Here is a 20,438-nt window from a genome sequence, read left to right on the forward strand (position 1 = left end):
TCGCAATGACGTTCTTTTGCGATTAGAGGCGAGGAATGATCACCGCCGCCGCCCCCGACTTCGCCGCTGCGCTGCCGAACGGCGGGCGCCTTGCCGGGCTCGACGTCGGCACCAGGACGATCGGCGTGGCGCTGTGCGATGCCGGATGGAGCTTCGCGACCCCCGACAGGACGATCCTCCGCAAGAAGTTCGCCGCCGACCTCGAAGCGCTGAAGGCGCTCGTCGCCGCGCAGTCGGTCGTCGGCCTCGTCGTCGGCCTGCCGCTCAACATGGACGGCAGCGACAGTCCGCGCACCCAGTCGGTGCGCGCCTTCGCGCGCAACCTTGCGCCGCTTGCGCTCCCCGTGCTGCTGTGGGACGAGCGCTGGTCGACCGCCGCGGTCGAGCGCGCGATGATCGCCGCCGACGTCAGCCGGGCGAAACGCGCCGAACGCATCGACAGCGCGGCCGCGGCGTTCATTCTGCAAGGCGCGATCGACGCGATGGTGCGGTGATCCTCCCCGGAAGCGGGGAGGGGGACCGCCGAAGGCGGTGGAGGGGGCTGGCGGCCTCACACGACGTTGAAGGCCGATAACCCCCTCCGTCATCGCTTCGCGATGCCACCTCCCCGCAGGCGGGGAGGATCAAGACTTGCGAAAATCGCAACGCCCTCCTAAACGCTGCCCTTTAATGACAAGCGCAACGATCCGACCCGCCAGCGACTATCCGCCCGGCGGCGATGCCTTTCGCCATCGCCACCTGACCGGTATCGCCCAGCTCACGCCGTGGGAGATTTCCTACATTCTCGACGCCGCCGAACAGTGGGTCGAGCTCAACCGGGCGGGCGCCGCCAAACATGACGACGCGCTGCGCGGGCTGACGATCATCAACGCCTTTTTCGAAAATTCGACGCGCACTTTGCTGTCGTTCGAAATCGCGGGCAAGCGGCTCGGCGCCGATGTCGTCAACATGCACGCCGCGCAATCGAGCGTGAAGAAGGGCGAAACGCTGATCGACACCGCGATGACGCTCAACGCGATGCGCGCCGATGCCATCGTCATCCGCCATCAAAGCTCGGGCGCGGTACAGCTGATCGCCGACAAGGTCGACTGCCCGGTGCTCAACGCCGGCGACGGGCGCCACGAGCATCCGACGCAGGCGCTGCTCGACGCGCTGACCATCCGCCGCCGCCTGGGACGGGTCGAGGGACTGACCATCGCGATCTGCGGCGACGTGCTCCACAGCCGGGTCGCGCGCTCGAACATCCTCGCGCTCACCCTGCTCGGCAACGAGGTGCGCGTCGTCGCGCCGCCGACGCTGATCCCGCCCGCGATGGAGCGGATGCACGTCCGGGTCTTCACCGACATGGACGCGGGGCTCGACGGCGCCGACGTCGTGATGATGCTGCGCCTTCAGAATGAGCGGATGGACGGCGCCTATCTCCCCAGCCCGCGCGAATATCATGCGCTCTATGGCCTGACGCCGCAGCGGCTGGCGAAGGCAAAGCCCGACGCGATCGTCATGCACCCCGGCCCGATGAACCGCGGGGTCGAGATCGACAGCAGCGTCGCCGACGACGCCGACCGCTCGACGATCACCGAGCAGGTCGAGATGGGGGTCGCGGTGCGCATGGCCTGCCTCGACATATTGACCCGCCGGACGCGGAAGGTGCCGGGATGGAACTGAAACCGCTCCTGATCGAAGGCGCCCGCCTGCTCGGCGGCGATACCCGCCGCCTGCTCGTGGCCGAGGGCAGGATCGCCGCGCTCGATCCCGCCGATGTACCGGCAGCTGCCGAACGCATCGATGCCAAGGGCCAGTGGCTCGCGCCCGGCATCATCGACCTCGGCGTCTTCGCGACCGACAAGCCCGCCTTTCACTTCGGCGGCATCACGCGCGCCGCGCTGATGCCCGACGGCGGCCATCCGCTCGACCATCCGGGCCTGGTCGAACGCGCGGCAAAGGGCGGCAAGCCCGACCTGTGGGTCCACCCGCTCGCCGCGGCGACCAAGGGCCTTGCGGGCAAGGAACTGGCCGAAATCGGGCTGATGAAGGCCTCGGGCGCGCGCGCGGTCGCGACCGGCCGCGCGCGGATCGCCGACGCGGGCGTGATGCGCCGCGTGCTCGTCTATGCCGCCTCGCTCGGCCTGACCGTGATCGCGCATGCCGAGGACGAAGGCCTGACCGCGGGCGCGGTCGCGACCGACGGCGAGATGGCGACGCGCCTCGGCCTTGCCTCGGCGCCTGCGATCGCCGAGGCGATGGCGGTCGCGCGCGACCTGATGCTGGTCCGGGAAACCGGCGCCCCGCTGCATTTTCGCCAGATCACGACCGCGGCGGCGCTCGACCTGATCCGCGAGGCGAAGGCGGCGGGACTGCCCGTGACCTGCGGCATCACGCCGGCGCATCTCTTCCTCTCCGACACCGCGATCGGCGATTTCCGCACCTTTGCGCGCCTGTCGCCGCCGCTGCGCAGCGAGCACGACCGCCACGCCTGCCTTGCCGCGATCGCCGATGGCACGATCGACGTCCTCGCCTCGGGCCACGACCCGCGCGGCCCGGAGGACAAGCGCCTGCCCTTCGCCGAAGCGCTGCCCGGCATGGCGGGCGCCGAGACGTTGCTCGCGATGGGGTTCCAGCTCGTCCGCGACGGCCACGTCACGCCCGCACGGCTGTTCGACCTTCTCGCGGCGAATCCCGCGAGGCTGCTCGGCCTCGACGCCGGAACGCTCGCCGAGGGCATGGACGCCGACCTGATCCTGATCGACGAAGGCACGCCTTGGCAGGTCGATGCCAAGAAGATGGCGGCTTGGGCGGGCAACACCCCGTTCGATGGCATGCCGGTGCAGGGCCGCGCGACGGCGGTGTGGAAGGGCGGCCAGCGGATACGCTGACGCCGCCGGCGCAGGTCCTTTACCCGATCGCCGCGAGCATGGCTTCCAGCGTCGGCCGCAGGCGCCGTATTTCGTCGCGATGCGCCGAGGAAAGCGCCGCGAGCACTTCGTGCGCTTTAGCGGTCAGGCAAAGCAAGGCGCGCCGGCGGTCGTCGGGCGCGGCGGTCCGCTCGATAAGACCAAGGCGTTCGAGGCGGTCGATCAGGCCGGTGGCGCTGTGCGGCTTGAGCGACAGGCGTTCGGCGACATGGCCGACGGTCGGAGCGCCGGGCGCTGCGCGGATGGCCAGCAACGCCTGATGCTGCTGCGGCGTCAATCCCTCCGCACCGGCGCGCGCCTCGCTGAACGCCTGAAACTGACGCAGCGCATGGCGGAAATCGGCGAGCGCGGCATAATCGGCGTCGGTCAGCGCGGAAGGCGGCGCAGGGGTGGGGGCGGACATCGGCAATGGCTCCATTGAAATATATCGTATTGCGATATATTGGCGCGAACGCCCGTTCAACCCAACCATGGAATCGCGATGACCGCCACCCCCGCCCGCGCCCCTCGCCTCGCCGATCACAGCGCCGACCGGCGCATGTTGCTTCTTGCAGCCATGGCTCTGGTCGTGGGCGCCGGCGGCGCGGTCGGCGCCTGGGCGCTGCTGGCGCTCATCGCGCTTGCGACCAACCTCTTCTGGTTCGGGCGCCTCTCGGCCGCGCATGTCGCGATGACCGATTCCTCGGTCGGGCTGGCGGTCGTCGCTATTCCCGTTGTCGGTAGCCTGATCGTCGGCGTGATGGCGCGTTTCGGGTCGGACAAGATTCGCGGTCACGGCATTCCCGAGGCGATCGAGGCGATCCTCTACAATCAGAGCCGCCTGTCGCCCAAGGTAGCAATTTTGAAGCCGCTATCCTCGGCCATCTCGATCGGCAGCGGCGGGCCGTTCGGCGCCGAAGGGCCGATCATCATGACCGGCGGCGCCATCGGGTCGCTGTTCGCGCAATGCTTTCGCTTGAGTTCGGCGGAGCGCAAGACCCTACTCGTGGCGGGCGCGGCCGCGGGGATGACCGCGATTTTCGGCACCCCGCTCGCCGCGATCCTCCTCGCACTCGAAGTGCTCCTGTTCGAATGGAAGCCGCGCAGCTTCGTGCCCGTGGCGGTCGCGGTGCTCGTCGCGGAGGCATGCCGGCCCGCGCTGGTCGGCGCGGGGCCGATGTTTCCCCTCGCGGCGCCGCTGCCCGCGATCGGACCGGCGCTGCCGGCGGCTGCCGCACTCGGCATCGCGGTCGGCTTGCTGGCCAGCCTGCTCTCGGTTCTGCTCTACCGGATCGAGGACGTCTTTCACCGCCTTCCGCTGCACTGGATGTGGTGGCCGGCGGCCGGCGGGCTCGTCGTCGGGCTCGGCGGGCTGATCGACGCGCATGTGCTCGGCGCGGGCTATGCGAGCATCCAGGCGCTGCTCGACGGTTCGCTCGCCCTGCGGGTCGTCGTCGCGCTGCTCGTCGTAAAGGCGATCGTCTGGCTCGTCGCGCTGGGATCGGGCACGTCGGGCGGCATTCTGGCACCCCTCCTGATCCTCGGCGGCGCGGCGGGCGCGCTCGCCGGACAGCTCTGGCTCGGTCATCCGGGCGTGTGGGCACTGGTCGGCATGGCCGGAATATTGAGCGGGGCGATGCGCGCGCCGCTGACGGGTGCGCTGTTCGCTGCCGAGGTCACGGGCCTGTTCGGCGCGCTGCCGCTGACGGTCGCCAGCGCGGGCGCGGCCTATGCGGTAAGCGTGCTCGTGATCCGCCGCTCGATCCTGACCGAAAAGATCGCCCGACGCGGCCGCCACATCCGCCAGGAATATGTCGTCGATGCGATGGAGCTCATGCAGGCGCACGATCTGATGACGCCCGATCCCGCGACCCTGCCCGGAACGATGACCGTCGGCGAGGTCCTGACCCATTTTGCGGGCGAAACGGCGCATCGTACCTACCCGGTCGTCGACGATCGGCAGCGGCTGATCGGGCTCGTCTCGCGCGGCGACGCGCTCGCATGGCGAACCGCCGACATGCCCCCGGACCGCTTGTTGTCCGATATGATATCCGATGCGGCCGGTGCAGTTGCCTATCCGGAAACGCCCGCGGGCACAGTCGCCGACATGATGGTCGAAACGGGCGTCGGGCGTATCCCCGTCGTCGATCGGACCTCGCGAAAAATCGCCGGCATATTGACGCGCCACGATCTTTTGAAGGTGCGCGGCGACGGGCGCCGCGCCGAAACGGACCGGTCCCGTTTCGGAACTGCCGACGGTCGATAAATGCCCGGGCCTTAAGGAAAGTTTCGCTCGCTCGCCGCCAGGTGTGGATTTACAGAGCGATTTCCATGACGGCAGCCTTCATCCTTGCGATCAACCTCTTCATCGCCGGCATCTTTGCCGTGGCCTTCGGTGTGGTCGCGGCGACGAACCGCACCGCGCGCGGGGCGGGATGGCTGGCGGGCGGTTATGCGCTGGGGATCGTCGATGTCGTGCTCGAACTCGTCCTGCCCGAACAGGCCGATCCGACGCCGGTCGCGGTCGGTATCTTCCTCGTCTTTCTGATCGGCCAGACCTTTTGCCTGATCGGCGTGGCGCGCCATTATCGCGTGCTGCCGCCGTGGATCGCGATTGCGGCGATCTCCACGCTCAGCGTCCTCGCGATTCCGCTGATCTTCACGCTCGACTATGGTTCGCCGCTGCGCAGCCTCGCCTATCAGCTTCCCTATTTCGCGATGCATTCGTTGATCGTTTTCACCATCTTTCGCTCGCGGTGGCGACAGGCGCTCGACGTACTGCTGATGGTGCTGACCGCGATTACCGCCCTGCTCTATCTCGTTCGTCCGCTGATCGTCTGGATCGTCGGCACGGCGAACGCCCCGCAGGGCTATATGGCGACGACCTATGCCGCGATTTCGCAAAGCGTCGGCGCGGTCACGCTGATCGCGATGGCGCTCGTGCTGTTGCTCGTAATCATGCGCGATACGGCAGCCGAAATGAATATACGGTCCGAAACCGATTCGCTGTCGGGCGCGCTCAATCGTCGCGGCTTCGACGCCCACGCCGAACGCCTGTTGGCGCAGGCGCAACGAACCGGCGCGCCGCTGGCGCTGGTGACCGCCGATCTCGACCATTTCAAGGCGATCAACGACGGCTTCGGTCATGCCGCGGGCGATATGGTGATTGCGCATTTCGCGTCGCTTTTGCGCGGCTCGGCTGCCGCGGCGGCGATCGTCAGCCGGCTCGGCGGCGAGGAATTCGCGGTGCTGATGCCGGACGCGACTATCGCGGAGGGACGCCGCTACGCCGAAACCGTACGGACCGCACTCGCGGCCGCGCCGCTTTCGGGGCTGGGCGTCGATCAACGCGTCACAGCTTCGTTCGGCGTCGCGCAGGCGATGCCCGGCGACACGCTGTTCGACCTGTCGCGCCGTGCCGACGCCGCGCTCTATCGCGCCAAAGCGAGCGGGCGCAATCAGGTGAGCGCCGCGCTCGCCGACCTCTCGCCGACCCCGACGCCGCAGCGCGGACTCGCCTGAGGCAAGCGGCATCGCCGGCGGGCATTGCCTTCGCCGGCCATTCGCGCCATAGGGCGGCGGCCCTTTCCTCCCCGGGTCCATTGCGCAATCCGCGCGACCAAAGGGTGTTTGCATGACTGATTTCCTCGACCGCCACGGCCTGTCCGTCGATTCGCGCCTCGTCGCCTTCGTCGAGGAAAGGGCGCTTCCGGGCACTGGCGTCGATACCGATAAATTCTGGGCCGATTTCGCGGCACTGCTCGGCAGGTTCGCGCCCGAAAATGCGGCGCTGCTCGCCAAGCGCGAAGCGTTGCAGACGAAGATCGACGCATGGCACGAAGGCCATGCGGGTCAGCCGCATGACGCAGCCGCCTATGAAGCCTTTCTGCGCGAGATCGGCTATCTGGTGCCCGAGCCGGCACCCTTTGCGGTCGGCACCGACAATGTCGACGCGGAGATTGCGACGATGGCGGGGCCGCAGCTCGTCGTGCCGGCGCTCAATGCGCGCTTCGCGCTCAACGCCGCCAATGCGCGTTGGGGCAGCCTTTACGACGCCTTCTATGGCACCGACGCGCTCGATGCTCCGCCCGCGAAGCCCGGCGGCTATGATGCCGAGCGCGGCGGCGCCGTCATCGCGCGGGCGAAGGCCTTCCTCGACGAAGCAGTGCCGCTCGCATCGGGCAGCTGGGCCGACTGGCAGGGCGGCGACCCGGCGCTCGCCGATCCGTCGCAATGGGTGGGCAGCAGGCCCGGCGGCATCCTGCTCCGCCACAACGGCCTGCATATCGAACTGATCGTCGATCCCGAGAGCCCGATCGGCAAGACCGATCCCGCCGGAATCGCCGACGTCCTCCTTGAAGCTGCGCTGACGACGATCATCGACCTAGAGGACAGCGTCGCCGCGATCGATGGCGAGGACAAGGTGCTCGGCTACACCAACTGGCTCGGGCTGATGCACGGCGACCTGGTCGAGAGCTTCGACAAGGGCGGCAAGACGGTTACCCGCCGCATGGAGGCCGACCGCGAATGGACCTCGCCGGACGGCGATCCCTTCACGCTGCACGGCCGCAGCGTGATGTTCGTGCGCAACGTCGGTCATCTGATGACGACGCCGATGATCCGGCTTACGGGCGGCAGCGAGGCGCCCGAGGGGCTGTGCGATGCCGTCATCACCAGCCTTTGCGCGCTCCACGACCTCAAGGGGCTCGGCGCGCTGACCAACAGCCGCGCGGGCAGCATCTATATCGTCAAGCCCAAGCAGCACGGGCCCGAGGAGTGCGGCTTCACGAACCGGCTGTTCGACGCGGTCGAGGATATGCTGGGCCTCGCACGCCACACGATCAAGGTGGGGGTGATGGACGAGGAACGCCGCACCAGCGCGAACCTTGCCGCGTGCATCGAAGCGGTGAAGGACCGCATCGTCTTCATCAACACCGGCTTCCTCGACCGCACCGGCGACGAGATCCACACCTCGATGCGCGCGGGGCCGATGATCCCCAAGGGCGAGATGAAGGCGTCCGACTGGATCGCCGCCTATGAGGATCGCAACGTCCGCATCGGCCTTGCCTGCGGCCTCAGCGGCAAGGCGCAGATCGGCAAGGGCATGTGGGCGATGCCCGACATGATGAAGGCGATGCTCGAAGCCAAGATCGGCCATCCGAAATCGGGCGCGAACACCGCCTGGGTGCCCTCGCCCACCGCCGCGACGCTCCACGCGCTGCACTATCATAGGGTCGATGTGTTCGCCCGGCAGCGGGAGATTGCCGGCGAGGCGGTGCCAGCGCTGTCGCGCCTCCTCACCATTCCGGTGGCCGAAGGACGCAACTGGAGCGAAGCGGAGGTGACGCGCGAACTCGACAATAATTGCCAGGGCATTTTGGGCTATGTCGTGCGCTGGATCGACCAGGGCGTCGGCTGCTCGAAGGTGCCCGACATCGACGATGTCGGTCTGATGGAGGACCGCGCGACGTTGCGCATTTCCAGCCAGGCGCTCGCCAACTGGCTCCTCCACGGCGTCTGCACCGGCGAACAGGTCGATGCGGCGCTCGCGCGCATGGCGAAAAAGGTCGATGCACAGAATGCCGGCGATCCGCTCTACGAGCCGCTGACGCCCGGCGGCATCGCCTGGCAGGCGGCGCGCGCGCTGATCTTCGAAGGGGTGACGCAGCCATCGGGCTATACCGAGCCGCTGCTGCACAAATATCGGCAGGCGAAAAAGGCGGCGGGTTAGCGCGCAACGGTGGGCCGACGCCGGTAACGCGGCCTTCGCCAAGGCGGCGGCGACGTCCCACCGCGTCGCCGGCTCGCCATGACGCGCGCGCCCTTTCCCTTCTGTCGGATTAACTTACAGTTTACCATCGCTGCCGCGCACCGAATCGCGGTTTCGCGCCACTGGCACACCTCTTGCTGATCGGTGAGTGATGCTGAAAAAAATCGGACGCCTCTTCGTCATCAAGACGCGCTTCGAAGCCTGCCTGATCATCTACGCGCTCGGCGTCGGCGCGATGGCGCGCGGGACCGCCTATCTGCACGAATATCCCGGCGTCGGCGGCAAATTGCTGCTCGTCGCGTGCAGCGGTTCGGTGTTTCTCGCCGGCGCCAAGATTTTCGATAGCCTGCGCCACGAACGTGCGGCGCAGTCCGATAAAGCGTCCCGTTCCGCAACATAGGCCCGCGCGGTCTTTCGCAGCGCATCGCTTTGTGCCAAGGCCCCCGCCATGAGCAGGATCGGCGGCAATCCCGACATCACTCTGGAGCATGTGTACGGCCTGACCCTGCGCGTCGCGCGCTGGCGGGCAGGTGCCGCCGGGACGCCGCTGCTCTTCCTCAATGGCATCGGCGCCGACATCGCGGCCGCGGCGCCGCTTCTCGCACAGATTCACGGGCGCGAGGTGTGGACGCTCGACATGCCGGGGGTCGGCGGCTCGCCCGACGCGCTGATGCCCTATGGCGCGGCGACGATGGCGGCGACGGTGATGGAGATCGCCGACCGCTTCGGCCAGGCTACGCTCGACCTCGCCGGCTTCAGCTGGGGCGGCGCGCTCGCACAGCAGATCGCGGTACAATTCCCGGGGCGCATCGGGCACCTCGTGCTGATGGCGACGACCCCGTCGGTCAATGCGCCGGGGATCGGCTGGGCAGCGCTGCTCGACGACGACATGCTCGCGAGCGGGCTCAAGCTGCCGACCGCGACGCCGCTCGGCCTGGCCTATCAGGCGGCGGCGATGGCGGGCTGGACCAGCGCGGCGATGCTGCCCTCGCTGAAGAATGTGCCGACCCTGATCCTGATGGGCGAGCGCGACGGCGTCGTCCCCACCTGCCACGGCCAGTCGATCGCCGACCTGATCGACGGCGCATATCTCGAAACCATGCCCGGATCGCACCTCTTCCCCTTCACCCATGCGGCGAAGGTCGCGGCGCGGATTACGGCGTTTCTGGATCAGCCGGCGATGCGCCAAGCCGCCGCTTGAGGAAGCCGGCGATCGCCGACGCGGTCGCATCGGGCGCTTCCTCCATCGGCAGATGGCCGACCCCGTCCAGCAGCACGACCTCCGATCCCGTAATCCGCTCGTGAAAGGTCTGCGCGGCGCTGGGGTTTATCAGCCGGTCCGCTTTGCCGAACAGGATCAGCGTCGGCGCCTTGATCTCGCCGATCCGGTCGGCCATAGCGGGTTCGCGGTCCTGCGTTGCGCGCAGCGAGGTCGCCTCGCGGTTGCCCGGAAAGCGCAGCAACTCCCAATAGCGGTCGATCATCGCGTCATCGACGATCGCCTGATTGGCGACCGAACCGCGCAGCGATTCCTCGATCAGCCCGCGCGGCGTGATCTGGCTCGCGAGCCAGCGCCCGAACGGATATTCGAGCAGGCGGAAGCCGACGTTCGACGGCGGCGGCTTTTCGCCCTTGCGCAGCGGCATCCCCGCGGCGTCGATCAGCAGCAGCGCATCGACCGGGTGCGCGCCGGCGAGCGCATAGCGCCACGCGACCCAGCCGCCCATCGAATTGCCGCCGAGGATGAAATGATCGAGCCCGAGCTTCGCCGCGACGACGTCGACCGCCGCGATCATCCCGCTCGCGCCATAATCCTTGTCGGGGGTGCCGCCGGTCAGGCCGTGGCCGGGCAGGTCGAGCGTGACGATGCGATAGTCGCCGCCCAGCCGCCGAACGAGCGGCTCCCACGTCTGAAGGCTGCTGTTCGAGCCGTGGAGGAGGATCATCACCGGCGCATCGCGCCGGCCCTGGTCGCGATAGTGGATATTCTGCCCCGCCGGCCCGGCGGCGAACTGTGCGTTCGGGCCGCCATATTTGGCGATCATCGCGTCGCGATCGGTATCGGGGGTGCGCAGCGCCAGGAAAGCGGCGAGGATCGCGAGCAGTGCAGCGAGCGGCATAAGCACGCGCTTGCGCCGGAAGAGCGGCCGGCGCGGCGGCGGTGCCTCGAAATCCTCGTCGTCGATCATCTGGCCCTCCCCGACCGGTCGCTCGCAAATCTAGCGGGCAAGGCCGCGCGGTCAATGCGCGGTCAGTGATGAATCGCGCGGCGAAAGGTTTCGGGCAGGAACAGCAGGCCGACCACCAGCGTCAGCAGGGCGACAGCGACCGGATACCAGAGGCCGTAATAGATATTCCCGGTCGCCGCGACCATCGCGAAGGCCGTCGTCGGCAGGAAGCCGCCGAACCAGCCATTGCCGATATGATAGGGCAGCGACATCGCCGAATAGCGGATGCGGCTGGGGAAAAGCTCGACGAGCAGCGCCGCGATGGGGCCGTAAACCATGGTGACCAGCAGCACGAGCCAGAAGAGGATCGCGACGACGCGCGGCTTGTCGATCGCGGCGGGGTCGGCCTTTGCCGGATAGCCGGCGGCGGCCAGCGACCTGGAAAGGGCGGCATCGAAACTCGCCTTGCCGGCAACGGGAACCACGCGTTCGCCGACCCGGACAACCGCTCGGTCATCATAGGCCCCATCCGCATTGGCATAGGGAATCCCCGCTTTGGCCAGCGCGGACTTGGCAATATCGCAGCCGGTCCGGTCGAACGCGGTGCGACCGATGGGATCGAACTGGAACGAACAACTGTCCGCATCGGCGAACACGACGACCGGCGCGCGAGCCTGGGCCGCGGCCAAGGCGGGATTGGCGGCAGCCGTCAGCATGTGAAACGCCGGGAAATAGGTGAGCGCGGCGAGTGCGCAGCCGGCGAGGATGATCGGCTTGCGCCCGATCCGGTCGCTGAGCCAGCCGAAGAAAATGAAGAAGGGCGTGCCGAGCGCGAGAGCGAGGGCGATCAGGATGTTCGCGGTCGCGCCATCGACCTTCAGCGTCTTTTCGAGAAAGAACAGCGCATAAAATTGCCCAGTGTACCAGACCACCGCCTGCCCCGCGACGGCGCCGAGCAGCGCGACGAGCACCCATTTGAGGTTCGCCCATCGCGCGAACGCCTCGGTCAGCGGCGCCTTGGAGGTCTTTCCCTCGGCCTTCATCTGCCGGAAGACCGGGCTCTCCTCGAGCTGGAGGCGAATCCACAGCGATACGCCGAGCAGGATCACCGAGATCAGGAAGGGAATGCGCCAGCCCCAATCCGCGAACGCCGCTTCGCCGACGAGAAAGCGCGTCGCGATGACGACGAGCAGCGCGGCGAACAGGCCGAGCGTCGCGGTGGTCTGGATGAAGCTGGTGAACAGCCCGCGCCTTCCCTCGGGCGCATGTTCGGCGACATAGGTTGCGGCGCCGCCATATTCGCCGCCGAGCGCGAGGCCCTGAACGAGGCGGAGCGCAACGAGCAGGACCGGTGCAGCGACCCCGATCGACGCATAGCTCGGCAGGACGCCGACGAGGAAGGTCGACAGGCCCATGAGACCCATCGTCACAAGAAACGTATATTTGCGCCCGACAATGTCGCCGACCCGGCCGAATACCAGCGCGCCGAACGGCCGTACCGCAAAGCCCGCCGCAAAGGCGGCAAGCGCGAAAATGAAGCCCGTCGTCTCGTTGACGCCCGAAAAGAACTGCGCCGAGATGATCGTCGCCAGCAGGCCGTAGAGGTAGAAATCATACCATTCGAAAATGGTCCCGAGCGACGAGGCCAGGATGACCTTGCGTTCGCTCTGGGTTCGCTCGAGAGGTAGCGCTACCACTGCACCATCCGTCATCCGCCCTGCTCTCCCCCCATATACATTCTTTGATTGCGCACAAAATAGGCCCCTCCTCTGGAGAGGAGGGGCCGGGGGAACCTAGCGGCCAGGCGGCTGACGTCAACCGACGCGTGTCACGGCGCCCTTGTGTGCGCCGACGCCGCCGCGACGCGGGCGGAAGCGGCGCTTGCGCTGCGGCTGGGCGCCATCGCCCGCACCCTCGCGGCGCGGCTGGCCGCCGTCGCGATGGCCGCCCGCCTTGCCGCGCAGCGCTTCCTCGCGCTGGCGCTGGGGGTTGCGGCCCTTGCCGCCGGTGTTGCGCGGCGGATTGACCGGCTTGGGCAGGTTGCGGACCATCTCGCCGAAACCGTCGGGCAGCTTGACCGGCTCGGCCTTCGTCCGCGTCACGCGCTCGATGTCGCGCAGATAGGGGCGCTCGTCGGGCGCGACGAAGCTGATCGCGATGCCCTCCGCCCCGGCGCGCGCGGTGCGGCCGATGCGGTGGACATATTGTTCGGGGACGTTCGGAATCTCGAAGTTGATCACATGGCTGACCCCCGACACGTCGATGCCGCGCGCGGCGATGTCGGTCGCGACGAGCAGCCTGACCTGCCCCGAACGGAAGGCCTGGAGCGCGGTGGTGCGCTGCGCCTGGCTCTTGTTGCCGTGGATCGCGAAAGCGTCGATACCCGCGCCCTTCAGGTGGCGCACGACGCGGTCGGCGCCATGCTTGGTGCGCGTGAAGATCAGCGCCCGGTCGATGTCCTCGATCTTCAGCACATGATGGAGCAGCGCCTGCTTCTCCTTCTGCTCGACGAAGGTCACCTGCTGGCGGATCTTTTCGGCGGTCGTCGCTTGCGGCGCGACCGAGACGGTGACCGGATCGTGCAGGAACTGCTGCGCGAGCGCGGCGATTTCCTTGGGCATCGTCGCCGAAAAGAAGAGATTCTGCCGCTCTTTGGGGAGCAGCTTCGCGACGCGGCGCAGCGAGTGGATGAAGCCCATGTCCATCATCTGGTCGGCTTCGTCGAGCACGAAGATTTCGACGTCGTCGAGGCGCAGCGCGCGCTGGTCGACAAGGTCGAGCAGGCGGCCCGGCGTGGCGACGAGGATATCGACGCCCTGCCCCAGTTCGCGGATCTGCTTGTTGATCGGGACGCCACCGAAGACGGTCATCACGCTGAACTTCGTGAAGCGGCCATAGTCGCGGCAGCTCTGCGCGATCTGCGCGGCGAGCTCGCGCGTCGGAGAGAGCACGAGCATCCGGCAGCCGCGCGGGCTGCGCGGTTTCGGGTTGTTGAGCAGATAGTCGAGCGAGGGCAGCGAGAAGGCAGCGGTCTTGCCCGTCCCGGTCTGCGCGATGCCGCACAGGTCGCGGCCCTCGAGCAGCACCGGGATCGCCTGTTGCTGGATCGGGGTCGGCTGGCTGTAGCGCTTGGCCGTCAGCGCACGCTCGATGTCGGCGTGGAGGCCGAAGTCTTTGAATTCCATTATAATTTACTCACATATGGGCCGTGAACGCGCCGAAAGACGGCCGCGCACGGCGGGCGGGTTCGAAACGACCCGCGTGAAAGGGTGCCTCTGGGGACAAAGCGCATGTCCGGCTCGTCCCGCGCCTGGTTCGGGCGGGAAAATCACGCTGCCGGTGGTTGCGGCGGACCAGTCCGCCATGCTGCGCTGGCGGGCATATGGCGAATGTTACGCGAATTTGCAAGAAGATTGCTTTTGTCGATCGAACTTCGGGATCGGGTAGAGGGAGAGGATTCGCGCAGAGATCGCAAAGGCGGAAGAAGAGGATTCACGCGGAGACGCGGAGACGCGGAGAAGTAGTAAGGTGCCGCGAAGCGGCCGTTATCATTCTTCGGCGCGCCATGAGGCCCCGTCGATTGGAGAAGGGCCTTTCGGCCCAAATCATCATCTCCGCGCCTCCGCGTCTCCGCGTGAACAAAGTCTTTGCGATCTCTGCGGCCTCTGCGCGAAATAGTATCGTCTCGCGTTCCGGCGGCCTTGTTCGAAGGGTGCAGCTTTGGCAGGCTGATGGTAACGGACAGGGGATGCGCATTGGCCGAAAAGATCATCGTCATCGACGCGGGAACGACCTCGACCCGCACGATGCTGTTCGCGGCCGACGGCACCCCGCTCGGCAGCGCGCAGCGCGAGTTCCGGCAATATTACCCCGGCCCGGGGCTCGTCGAGCATGATGCCGCCGAAATCTGGACCGCGACGCTCGCCTGCACGCGCGCGATGATCGAAAAGGCGGGCGGCGCCGACCGGATCGCCGCGATCGGGATCACCAACCAGCGTGAGACGGTGGTGTTCTGGGACCGCGCGACCGGCGAGCCGCTCGCCCCCGCGATCGTCTGGCAGGACCGGCGCACCGCGGCCGATTGCGCGGCGCTGAAAGAGGCGGGACATGAAGCGGCGGTGCGCGCGAAGAGCGGGCTGCTGCTCGATCCCTATTTTTCGGGGACCAAGATCGGCTGGGCGCTCGAAAACTGGCCGCAGCTGCGCGAAGCGGGCGATCGGCTCGCGATCGGCACGGTCGAATCCTGGCTGGTCTTTCGCCTGACCGGGGGCGTGCATGTGAGCGACGCGACCAACGCCGCGCGCACCCTGCTGATGGACATCGGACGCGGGGGCTGGGACGCGGGGCTGTGCGATCTGTTCGGTGCGCCGATCGGACTGCTTCCCGAAATCGCCGGCTGCACCGCGACCGTGGGCGCCACCGCCCCCGACCTGTTCGGCGGCGCGATTCCGATTTCGGGCATGGCGGGCGACCAGCAGGCGGCGACGATCGGCCAGGCGTGCCTGTCGCCGGGCCAGACCAAGGCGACCTTCGGCACCGGCGCCTTCATCCTGTCGGCGAGCGGAACGCGGCGGCCGGCATCGGACAACCGGCTGTTATCGACGATATTGGTGCAGGAGGGCGACACGCGCCTCTATGCGCTCGAAGGATCGGTGTTCGTCGCCGGCAGCCTGATCAAATGGCTGCGCGACGGGCTGGGCCTCTTGTCGAGCGCGGGCGAGAGCGAGGGGCTGGCGCGGTCGATCCCCGACAATGGCGGGGTCTATCTGGTCCCGGCGCTTGCCGGGCTCGGCGCGCCGCACTGGCGGCCCGATGCGCTCGCAGCGCTATCGGGCCTCAGCTTCGCGAGCGGCAAGGCGCATGTCGCGCGTGCCGCGCTCGAGGCGCAGGCCTATCAGGCGCACGACCTCAAAGCGGCCTTCGCCGCCGACGGGGTCGATTGGGCCGAACTGAGGATCGACGGCGGTATGGCCGCGAACGACTGGATGGCGCAGGATCTGGCGGACATGCTGGACCTGACCGTCGAGCGCCCCGATTTCGTCGAAAGCACAGCCTTGGGCGCGGCGATGCTCGCCGCGACCGGCGCGGGGCTCTATCCGGATCTCGCGAGCGCCGCGGCCGCGATGCGCGGCCGCACGACGCGCTTCACCCCCGCGCTCGATGCCGCCAAACGCGAAGCGCGCCTTGCCGGCTGGCAAAGCGCGCTTGCGAAGGTGCTGGAATGACGTCGTCCCAGCGGAGGCTGGGACCGCTTTCGTCCCGAAACCGCCAGCGATCCCAGCTTTCGCTGGGATGACGGGTTCTCAGCGCTTGAGGGTGAGGCCGCCGAAGCGCTTGTTGAACTTGGCAACCTGGCCGCCCTGGTCGAGCATACGGCCCTGGCCGCCGGTCCAGGCCGGGTGTGCGGTCGGGTCGATTTCGAGCGTCATCGTGTCGCCCTCGCTGCCCCAGGTCGAGCGCGTCTGATATTCGGTGCCATCGGTCATCTTGACCGTGATCATGTGATAGTCGGGGTGAATGTCTTTTTTCATCTCATAAGCTCCTGTGCCGCTGGTTTCCGACCAGCAGCGTGAGTCTGCATCCGGGGACGCGAAGTGGCGGCCTTTAGGCAGGAACGGAGAAAAATGCAACACCATCCCGTTTCCCCGAGCGAAGACGAGGCCGCACCGTTGCTGGTTCTCGCTCCGCTCGAACGGGCCCCTCGTCTTCGCTCGGGGGAGACGGAATGGAATCAATCGCTCGGCGGATCGGCGATCATCGCGGTGAACTGGCACTCGGTCGCAAGCTGCTCCCCCAGCATCGCGCGTCCTTCGAACTTGCAGATGTTCCGCTTCGCCTGAAGGATGGTGACGTGGAGATCGAGCAGATGGCCGGGTTCGACGGGCTTTCGGAACTTCACGCCGTCGATGCCCATGAAATAGACGAGCTTGCCGGAGCCCGCGAGGCCGAGCGATTCGATCGCCAGCACGCCGCCGGCCTGCGCCAGCGCCTCGACGATGAGGACGCCGGGCATGATCGGCCGGCCGGGAAAATGCCCCTGGAAGAAGGGCTCGTTCATCGTCACCGCCTTGACCGCGTGGATCGACTGGTCCTTGACCATCGAGACCACCCGGTCGACGAGCAGCATCGGATAACGATGCGGCAACAGGCTGAGAATCCGGCGGATGTCCGCCGGCCCAAGCGTTTCGCCCTGCCCTTCCCCAGCGGTCATCGGCTCAGCGCGTCGTCGGCTGGTTGCCGGCGGCCGGGGCCGGGGTCGCCGCCGCGCCCTGCTGCGAGCGCGCCGCGTCGATCAGCTGCTGGTTGCGCTGCTGAACGAGCTGGCCGGGCTTGTAGCCCGCCGGCACCACGGTCGAGACCGACGGCAGGATGCGGTTGAGTTCGGTGACGACCGCATCGGTGATGTCGGCGTTGTTTTCCCGCGCGAGGACGGCGTCGGGCTGGAGCAGCAGATCGACCTTCTTGGCCGTCATCGCGGCCTTGATCGCCTCGTTCATGCGCACGCTGATCTGGTCCTCGACATAGGCGAGCGCGAGTTCGACGGGCGCGCCGATGCGGTTCAGTTCTTCCGAAGCCGACTGGCGCTTGTCCTGCACCGCCTTGGCAGCGGCCTGAAGGGCGGCCTGATTCTGCGGCGTCTTTTTCGCCTCTTCATTATATTTGGCGACGAGCACGTTCAGTTCCGCCTGCAGCGTCTGGCCGCGCGATTCCTGTTGGTCGATCTGCGCCTTGTAGGTCGTCTGGATCTGCTGCGACGCGGTCTTGAACGCGTTCGACTGGGCGGCGGCGGCACGCACGTCGGCGACGGCAACCGAGCGCGCCTGCGCAGCGGCGGGAGCGGCGAGCATCGGCGAAATCGACAGGCTGGCGATCGCCAGCGCCGAGGCAGTGAAAATTTTCTTCATCAGAATTGGGTTCCTACGTTGAATGAGAAGCGTTTGGTATCATCGCCCTCTTCTTTGCGAAGGGCGTAAGCGAAGTCGATCCGGAAGGGACCGAAGGGGGAGTTCCAGTTGACGCCGGCGCCGATCGAAACACGCGGCTTCCAGCTGTTTCCGTAAAAGCGTTCCTCGAACGGAGCCAGCGCCGAATAGCCGGTGGGACATTGGTTGTAGAGGCCGGTGGGGTTGCCGTTCGAATCGGTTCCCTGCGTCGCGAACTGGCTCGTTCCTTCCGCCGAGTTGCGGCAGAGATATTTGGTCAGGCCATCCGACGGGTCCGTGAAATTGGCCAGGGTCGTCAGCTCTGGCTTGACCACGCTGAACACCGAGCCGACGTCGACGAAGATCGACGGACGCAGGCCCATTTCCTTGGCACCGGCGCCGAGCGGGATGTCGAGTTCGAGGCGCCCCTTGTAATAGGCCTTGCCGCCGAGCGCGTCGTCGATCAGCTGTCCGCGGTCGGTGGTCAGATCGAGCACCGGATTGGCCGGATCGGTGAGGTCGACGCCGGTGTAGCGGATGACGCGCGGGCCGACGCCGCGAATGTCGAAGCCGCGCAGGTCGGGTTCGCCGAGCTGGAAGCGGTCGGTCAGCCGCACCGCGTCGGTGAAGGGATCGGGCTGATCTTCGAGCGGATAGATGTAGCCGCCCTCGAGATAGGCGTTGAGAATGAAGCGGCCGCCGAGGCTGCGATGCTTGCTGGCCGTGGCGCGCGTGCGGAGATATTTGACGTCGCCGCCGAGGCCCGCGAAATCCTGACTGAGGGTGAAGGACTGGCCGCGCGTCGGCCGGATGCGGTTGTCGCGATCGTCATAGGCGAGGGTGAAGCCGATCAGCGAGGTCGTCCGCTTGCCGATCGCATCGCACAGATAGCGCCCGGCGATCAGGGGATCGCACTCGTCGCCGAAATAATAGACGCTCTTGTCGAGCGTCACATCGTCGAAGTTGAGACTGTAGCGCCCGAACGCCGACATGAACTCGGTCAGCGGAACGCCGACGTTCATCTGGAAGCCGGTCGTCGTCTGCTCGAACGTCGTCTGGCGGTCGTTGTTGATGAAGTTGAACGAATTGAGATCGCGGCGATAGACGCTGCCGCCGATCGAAATGTTGCGATCGAACAGATAGGGTTCGGTGAAGCCCAGTTCGATCGACTTCGAATAGCTCGAATAGTTGACCGACGCCTGCAGCTGCTGGCCCATGCCGCGGAAGTTGCGCTGACGCACCGACGCCTGGACGAGGAAGCTTTCGATCGACGAGAAGCCCGCCGACAGCGACAGTTCGCCGGTCGGTTTCTCCTCGACATTGGTGTCGAGGATGATGCGGTCGGGGGTGCTGCCTTCCTTGCGCTCGATTTCCAGATTCTCCTGGAAATAGCCGAGGCTGTTGATGCGGTTTTCGGTGCGCTTCAAGGCGAAGCTGTTGAACGCGTCGCCTTCGTTCAGGCGGAATTCGCGGCGGATGACCTTGTCCTGTGTCAGCGTGTTGCCGTTGACGTCGATCCGCTCGACATAGGTGCGCGGGCTTTCGCCGACATTGAAGGTGATGTCCATCGTCCGGTCTTCGGGATTGCGATGGAATTCGGGGTTGATGTCGGCAAAGGCATAGCCGAACAGACCTGCGGTTTCGCTGAGGCTTTCGACCGTATCCTCGACCTGCTTGGCGTCGTACCAGTCGCCGGTCTTCATCGGCAGCAGCTTCTGCATCTGCTCGGGCTTGAAGTCGCGCAGGCTGCTCTCGATCTTCACATCGCCGAATTTGTAGCGCTCGCCCTCTTCGACGACATAGGTGATGATGAAATCCTGCTTGTTGCTCGTCAGCTCGGCGACCGCCGAAATGACGCGGAAATCGGCATAGCCGTTCTGCAGGTAAAAGAGGCGCAGCTTCTGCTGGTCATAGGCGAGGCGGTCGGGATCGTAGGTCGTGTTCGACGACAGGAAAGAGAGCAGGCCGCCGGTCGTGCGCGTCGCCATCTCGTCCTTCAGATCGCCGTCGCTGAATTTCTCGTTGCCGATGATATTGATCTGGCGGACCTTCGACTTCGGCCCTTCGGTGATCTCGAACACGACATCGACGCGGTTCTGGTCGAGCTGGACCATTTTCGGATCGACGGTCGCGGCGAAACGGCCCTGCCGCTTGTAAAGCTCGATGATGCGCGCAACGTCCGCGCGCACCTTCGACCGGGTGAAGATCTGGCGCGGTGCGAGCTTGATCTCGGGCCGGATCTTGTCTTCCTTGAGCCGCTTGTTGCCCTCCAGGATCACGCGGTTGATCACCGGGTTTTCGACGACCTGGATCGTCAGCGCCCCGGCATCGTCGGTGATCTGGTAATCCTTGAAAAGCTCGGTCGAAGCGAGATCCTTGAGCGCCTGGTCGAGCGTCGCGCGATCATATTCCTGACCGACGCGCAGGCGCAGATAAAAGAGGATCGTCTGGGTTTCGAGGCGCTGGTTGCCGGTCACGGCGATCGACTTGATCGTCGATGCGGTCGGCACGGCCTCGGGCGTCGGCACCGGCACGGTCGGCACCGTCTGCGGCGGCGCGGCCTCCTGCGCAAAAACCGGCCCGGTCAGCATCGTTCCCGCCAACAGGAGCGCCGACAGCTGCATCCGCGCCGTAAATTTGTGTGAAACCACGCTGTTCATCCCGCCAATAATATCGTCCCAGCGCC

At 66.8% G+C, this 20,438-nt stretch carries 17 protein-coding genes; 9 read left to right on the forward strand and 8 right to left on the reverse strand.

Annotation, left to right across the window (positions count from 1 at the left end):
• Window positions 1-35: 35 nt before the first annotated feature.
• The 3 genes from ruvX to KNJ79_RS14935 all read left to right on the forward strand — a co-directional run bounded on the left by ruvX (window position 36) and on the right by KNJ79_RS14935 (window position 2,873).
• Complete coding sequence (gene ruvX, locus KNJ79_RS14925; RefSeq protein WP_317151650.1) at window positions 36-494, forward strand: Holliday junction resolvase RuvX; 459 nt, start codon at window positions 36-38, stop codon at window positions 492-494.
• Window positions 495-669: 175 nt separating this feature from the next.
• Window positions 670-1,665 carry an aspartate carbamoyltransferase catalytic subunit gene (locus KNJ79_RS14930; protein WP_317151651.1) on the forward strand — a complete coding sequence of 332 codons (996 nt, stop codon included), beginning with the start codon at window positions 670-672 and terminating at the stop codon, window positions 1,663-1,665.
• Window positions 1,656-2,873 (forward strand): dihydroorotase, encoded by a 1,218-nt coding sequence (locus KNJ79_RS14935; RefSeq protein ID WP_317151652.1) that lies wholly within the window; start codon window positions 1,656-1,658, stop codon window positions 2,871-2,873. Before KNJ79_RS14930 ends, KNJ79_RS14935 begins: the two co-directional genes overlap by 10 nt.
• A 19-nt stretch (window positions 2,874-2,892) precedes the next feature.
• Here the strand turns inward: KNJ79_RS14935 and KNJ79_RS14940 are convergent, their stop codons facing one another.
• Window positions 2,893-3,315, reverse strand: a complete 423-nt coding sequence (locus KNJ79_RS14940; protein WP_317151653.1) for a MarR family winged helix-turn-helix transcriptional regulator — start codon at window positions 3,313-3,315, stop codon at window positions 2,893-2,895.
• Window positions 3,316-3,393: 78 nt separating this feature from the next.
• Between KNJ79_RS14940 and KNJ79_RS14945 the strand changes: the two genes are divergently transcribed.
• From KNJ79_RS14945 to KNJ79_RS14965, 5 genes are all read left to right on the forward strand, one after another.
• Window positions 3,394-5,157 (forward strand): chloride channel protein, encoded by a 1,764-nt coding sequence (locus tag KNJ79_RS14945; protein WP_317151654.1) that lies wholly within the window; start codon window positions 3,394-3,396, stop codon window positions 5,155-5,157.
• A gap of 65 nt (window positions 5,158-5,222) precedes the next feature.
• Complete coding sequence (locus KNJ79_RS14950) at window positions 5,223-6,413, forward strand: GGDEF domain-containing protein (RefSeq protein ID WP_317151655.1); 1,191 nt, start codon at window positions 5,223-5,225, stop codon at window positions 6,411-6,413.
• A gap of 112 nt (window positions 6,414-6,525) precedes the next feature.
• Window positions 6,526-8,622 (forward strand): malate synthase G, encoded by a 2,097-nt coding sequence (locus KNJ79_RS14955; RefSeq protein ID WP_317151656.1) that lies wholly within the window; start codon window positions 6,526-6,528, stop codon window positions 8,620-8,622.
• A 190-nt stretch (window positions 8,623-8,812) separates the two neighbouring features.
• Window positions 8,813-9,061 (forward strand): hypothetical protein, encoded by a 249-nt coding sequence (locus KNJ79_RS14960; RefSeq protein ID WP_317153930.1) that lies wholly within the window; start codon window positions 8,813-8,815, stop codon window positions 9,059-9,061.
• Between the two features lie 48 nt (window positions 9,062-9,109).
• Window positions 9,110-9,862, forward strand: a complete 753-nt coding sequence (locus KNJ79_RS14965) for an alpha/beta fold hydrolase (RefSeq protein WP_317151657.1) — start codon at window positions 9,110-9,112, stop codon at window positions 9,860-9,862.
• On the opposite strand, the gene KNJ79_RS14970 is transcribed toward KNJ79_RS14965, so the two are convergent.
• From KNJ79_RS14970 to KNJ79_RS14980, 3 genes are all read right to left on the reverse strand, one after another.
• On the reverse strand, window positions 9,816-10,850 hold the full coding sequence (locus KNJ79_RS14970) for an alpha/beta fold hydrolase (RefSeq protein ID WP_317151658.1): 1,035 nt from the start codon (window positions 10,848-10,850) through the stop codon (window positions 9,816-9,818). The genes KNJ79_RS14965 and KNJ79_RS14970 overlap by 47 nt on opposite strands.
• 62 nt (window positions 10,851-10,912) lie before the next feature.
• A complete protein-coding gene (locus tag KNJ79_RS14975) occupies window positions 10,913-12,541 on the reverse strand; it encodes an MFS transporter (protein ID WP_394357129.1) in 1,629 nt (542 codons plus the stop codon).
• Window positions 12,542-12,643: 102 nt separating this feature from the next.
• Window positions 12,644-14,014, reverse strand: coding sequence for a DEAD/DEAH box helicase (locus tag KNJ79_RS14980; RefSeq protein WP_317151660.1), 1,371 nt, complete (start codon window positions 14,012-14,014; stop codon window positions 12,644-12,646).
• A 570-nt stretch (window positions 14,015-14,584) separates the two neighbouring features.
• Between KNJ79_RS14980 and KNJ79_RS14985 the strand changes: the two genes are divergently transcribed.
• Window positions 14,585-16,054 (forward strand): glycerol kinase, encoded by a 1,470-nt coding sequence (locus KNJ79_RS14985; protein WP_317151661.1) that lies wholly within the window; start codon window positions 14,585-14,587, stop codon window positions 16,052-16,054.
• A 78-nt stretch (window positions 16,055-16,132) separates the two neighbouring features.
• Here the strand turns inward: KNJ79_RS14985 and rpmE are convergent, their stop codons facing one another.
• The 4 genes from rpmE to bamA all read right to left on the reverse strand — a co-directional run bounded on the left by rpmE (window position 16,133) and on the right by bamA (window position 20,412).
• A complete protein-coding gene (gene rpmE / locus KNJ79_RS14990) occupies window positions 16,133-16,360 on the reverse strand; it encodes a 50S ribosomal protein L31 (protein ID WP_089213999.1) in 228 nt (75 codons plus the stop codon).
• Window positions 16,361-16,560: 200 nt separating this feature from the next.
• Window positions 16,561-17,040 carry a 3-hydroxyacyl-ACP dehydratase FabZ gene (fabZ, locus tag KNJ79_RS14995; protein WP_317151662.1) on the reverse strand — a complete coding sequence of 160 codons (480 nt, stop codon included), beginning with the start codon at window positions 17,038-17,040 and terminating at the stop codon, window positions 16,561-16,563.
• Window positions 17,041-17,044: 4 nt separating this feature from the next.
• Window positions 17,045-17,734 (reverse strand): OmpH family outer membrane protein, encoded by a 690-nt coding sequence (locus KNJ79_RS15000; protein WP_317151663.1) that lies wholly within the window; start codon window positions 17,732-17,734, stop codon window positions 17,045-17,047.
• A complete protein-coding gene (gene bamA / locus KNJ79_RS15005) occupies window positions 17,734-20,412 on the reverse strand; it encodes an outer membrane protein assembly factor BamA (protein ID WP_317151664.1) in 2,679 nt (892 codons plus the stop codon). Before bamA ends, KNJ79_RS15000 begins: the two co-directional genes overlap by 1 nt.
• Between the last annotated feature and the right edge of the window lie 26 nt (window positions 20,413-20,438).

The sequence above is a fragment of the Sphingopyxis indica genome (assembly GCF_032879645.1).
Classification (GTDB): domain Bacteria; phylum Pseudomonadota; class Alphaproteobacteria; order Sphingomonadales; family Sphingomonadaceae; genus Sphingopyxis; species Sphingopyxis indica.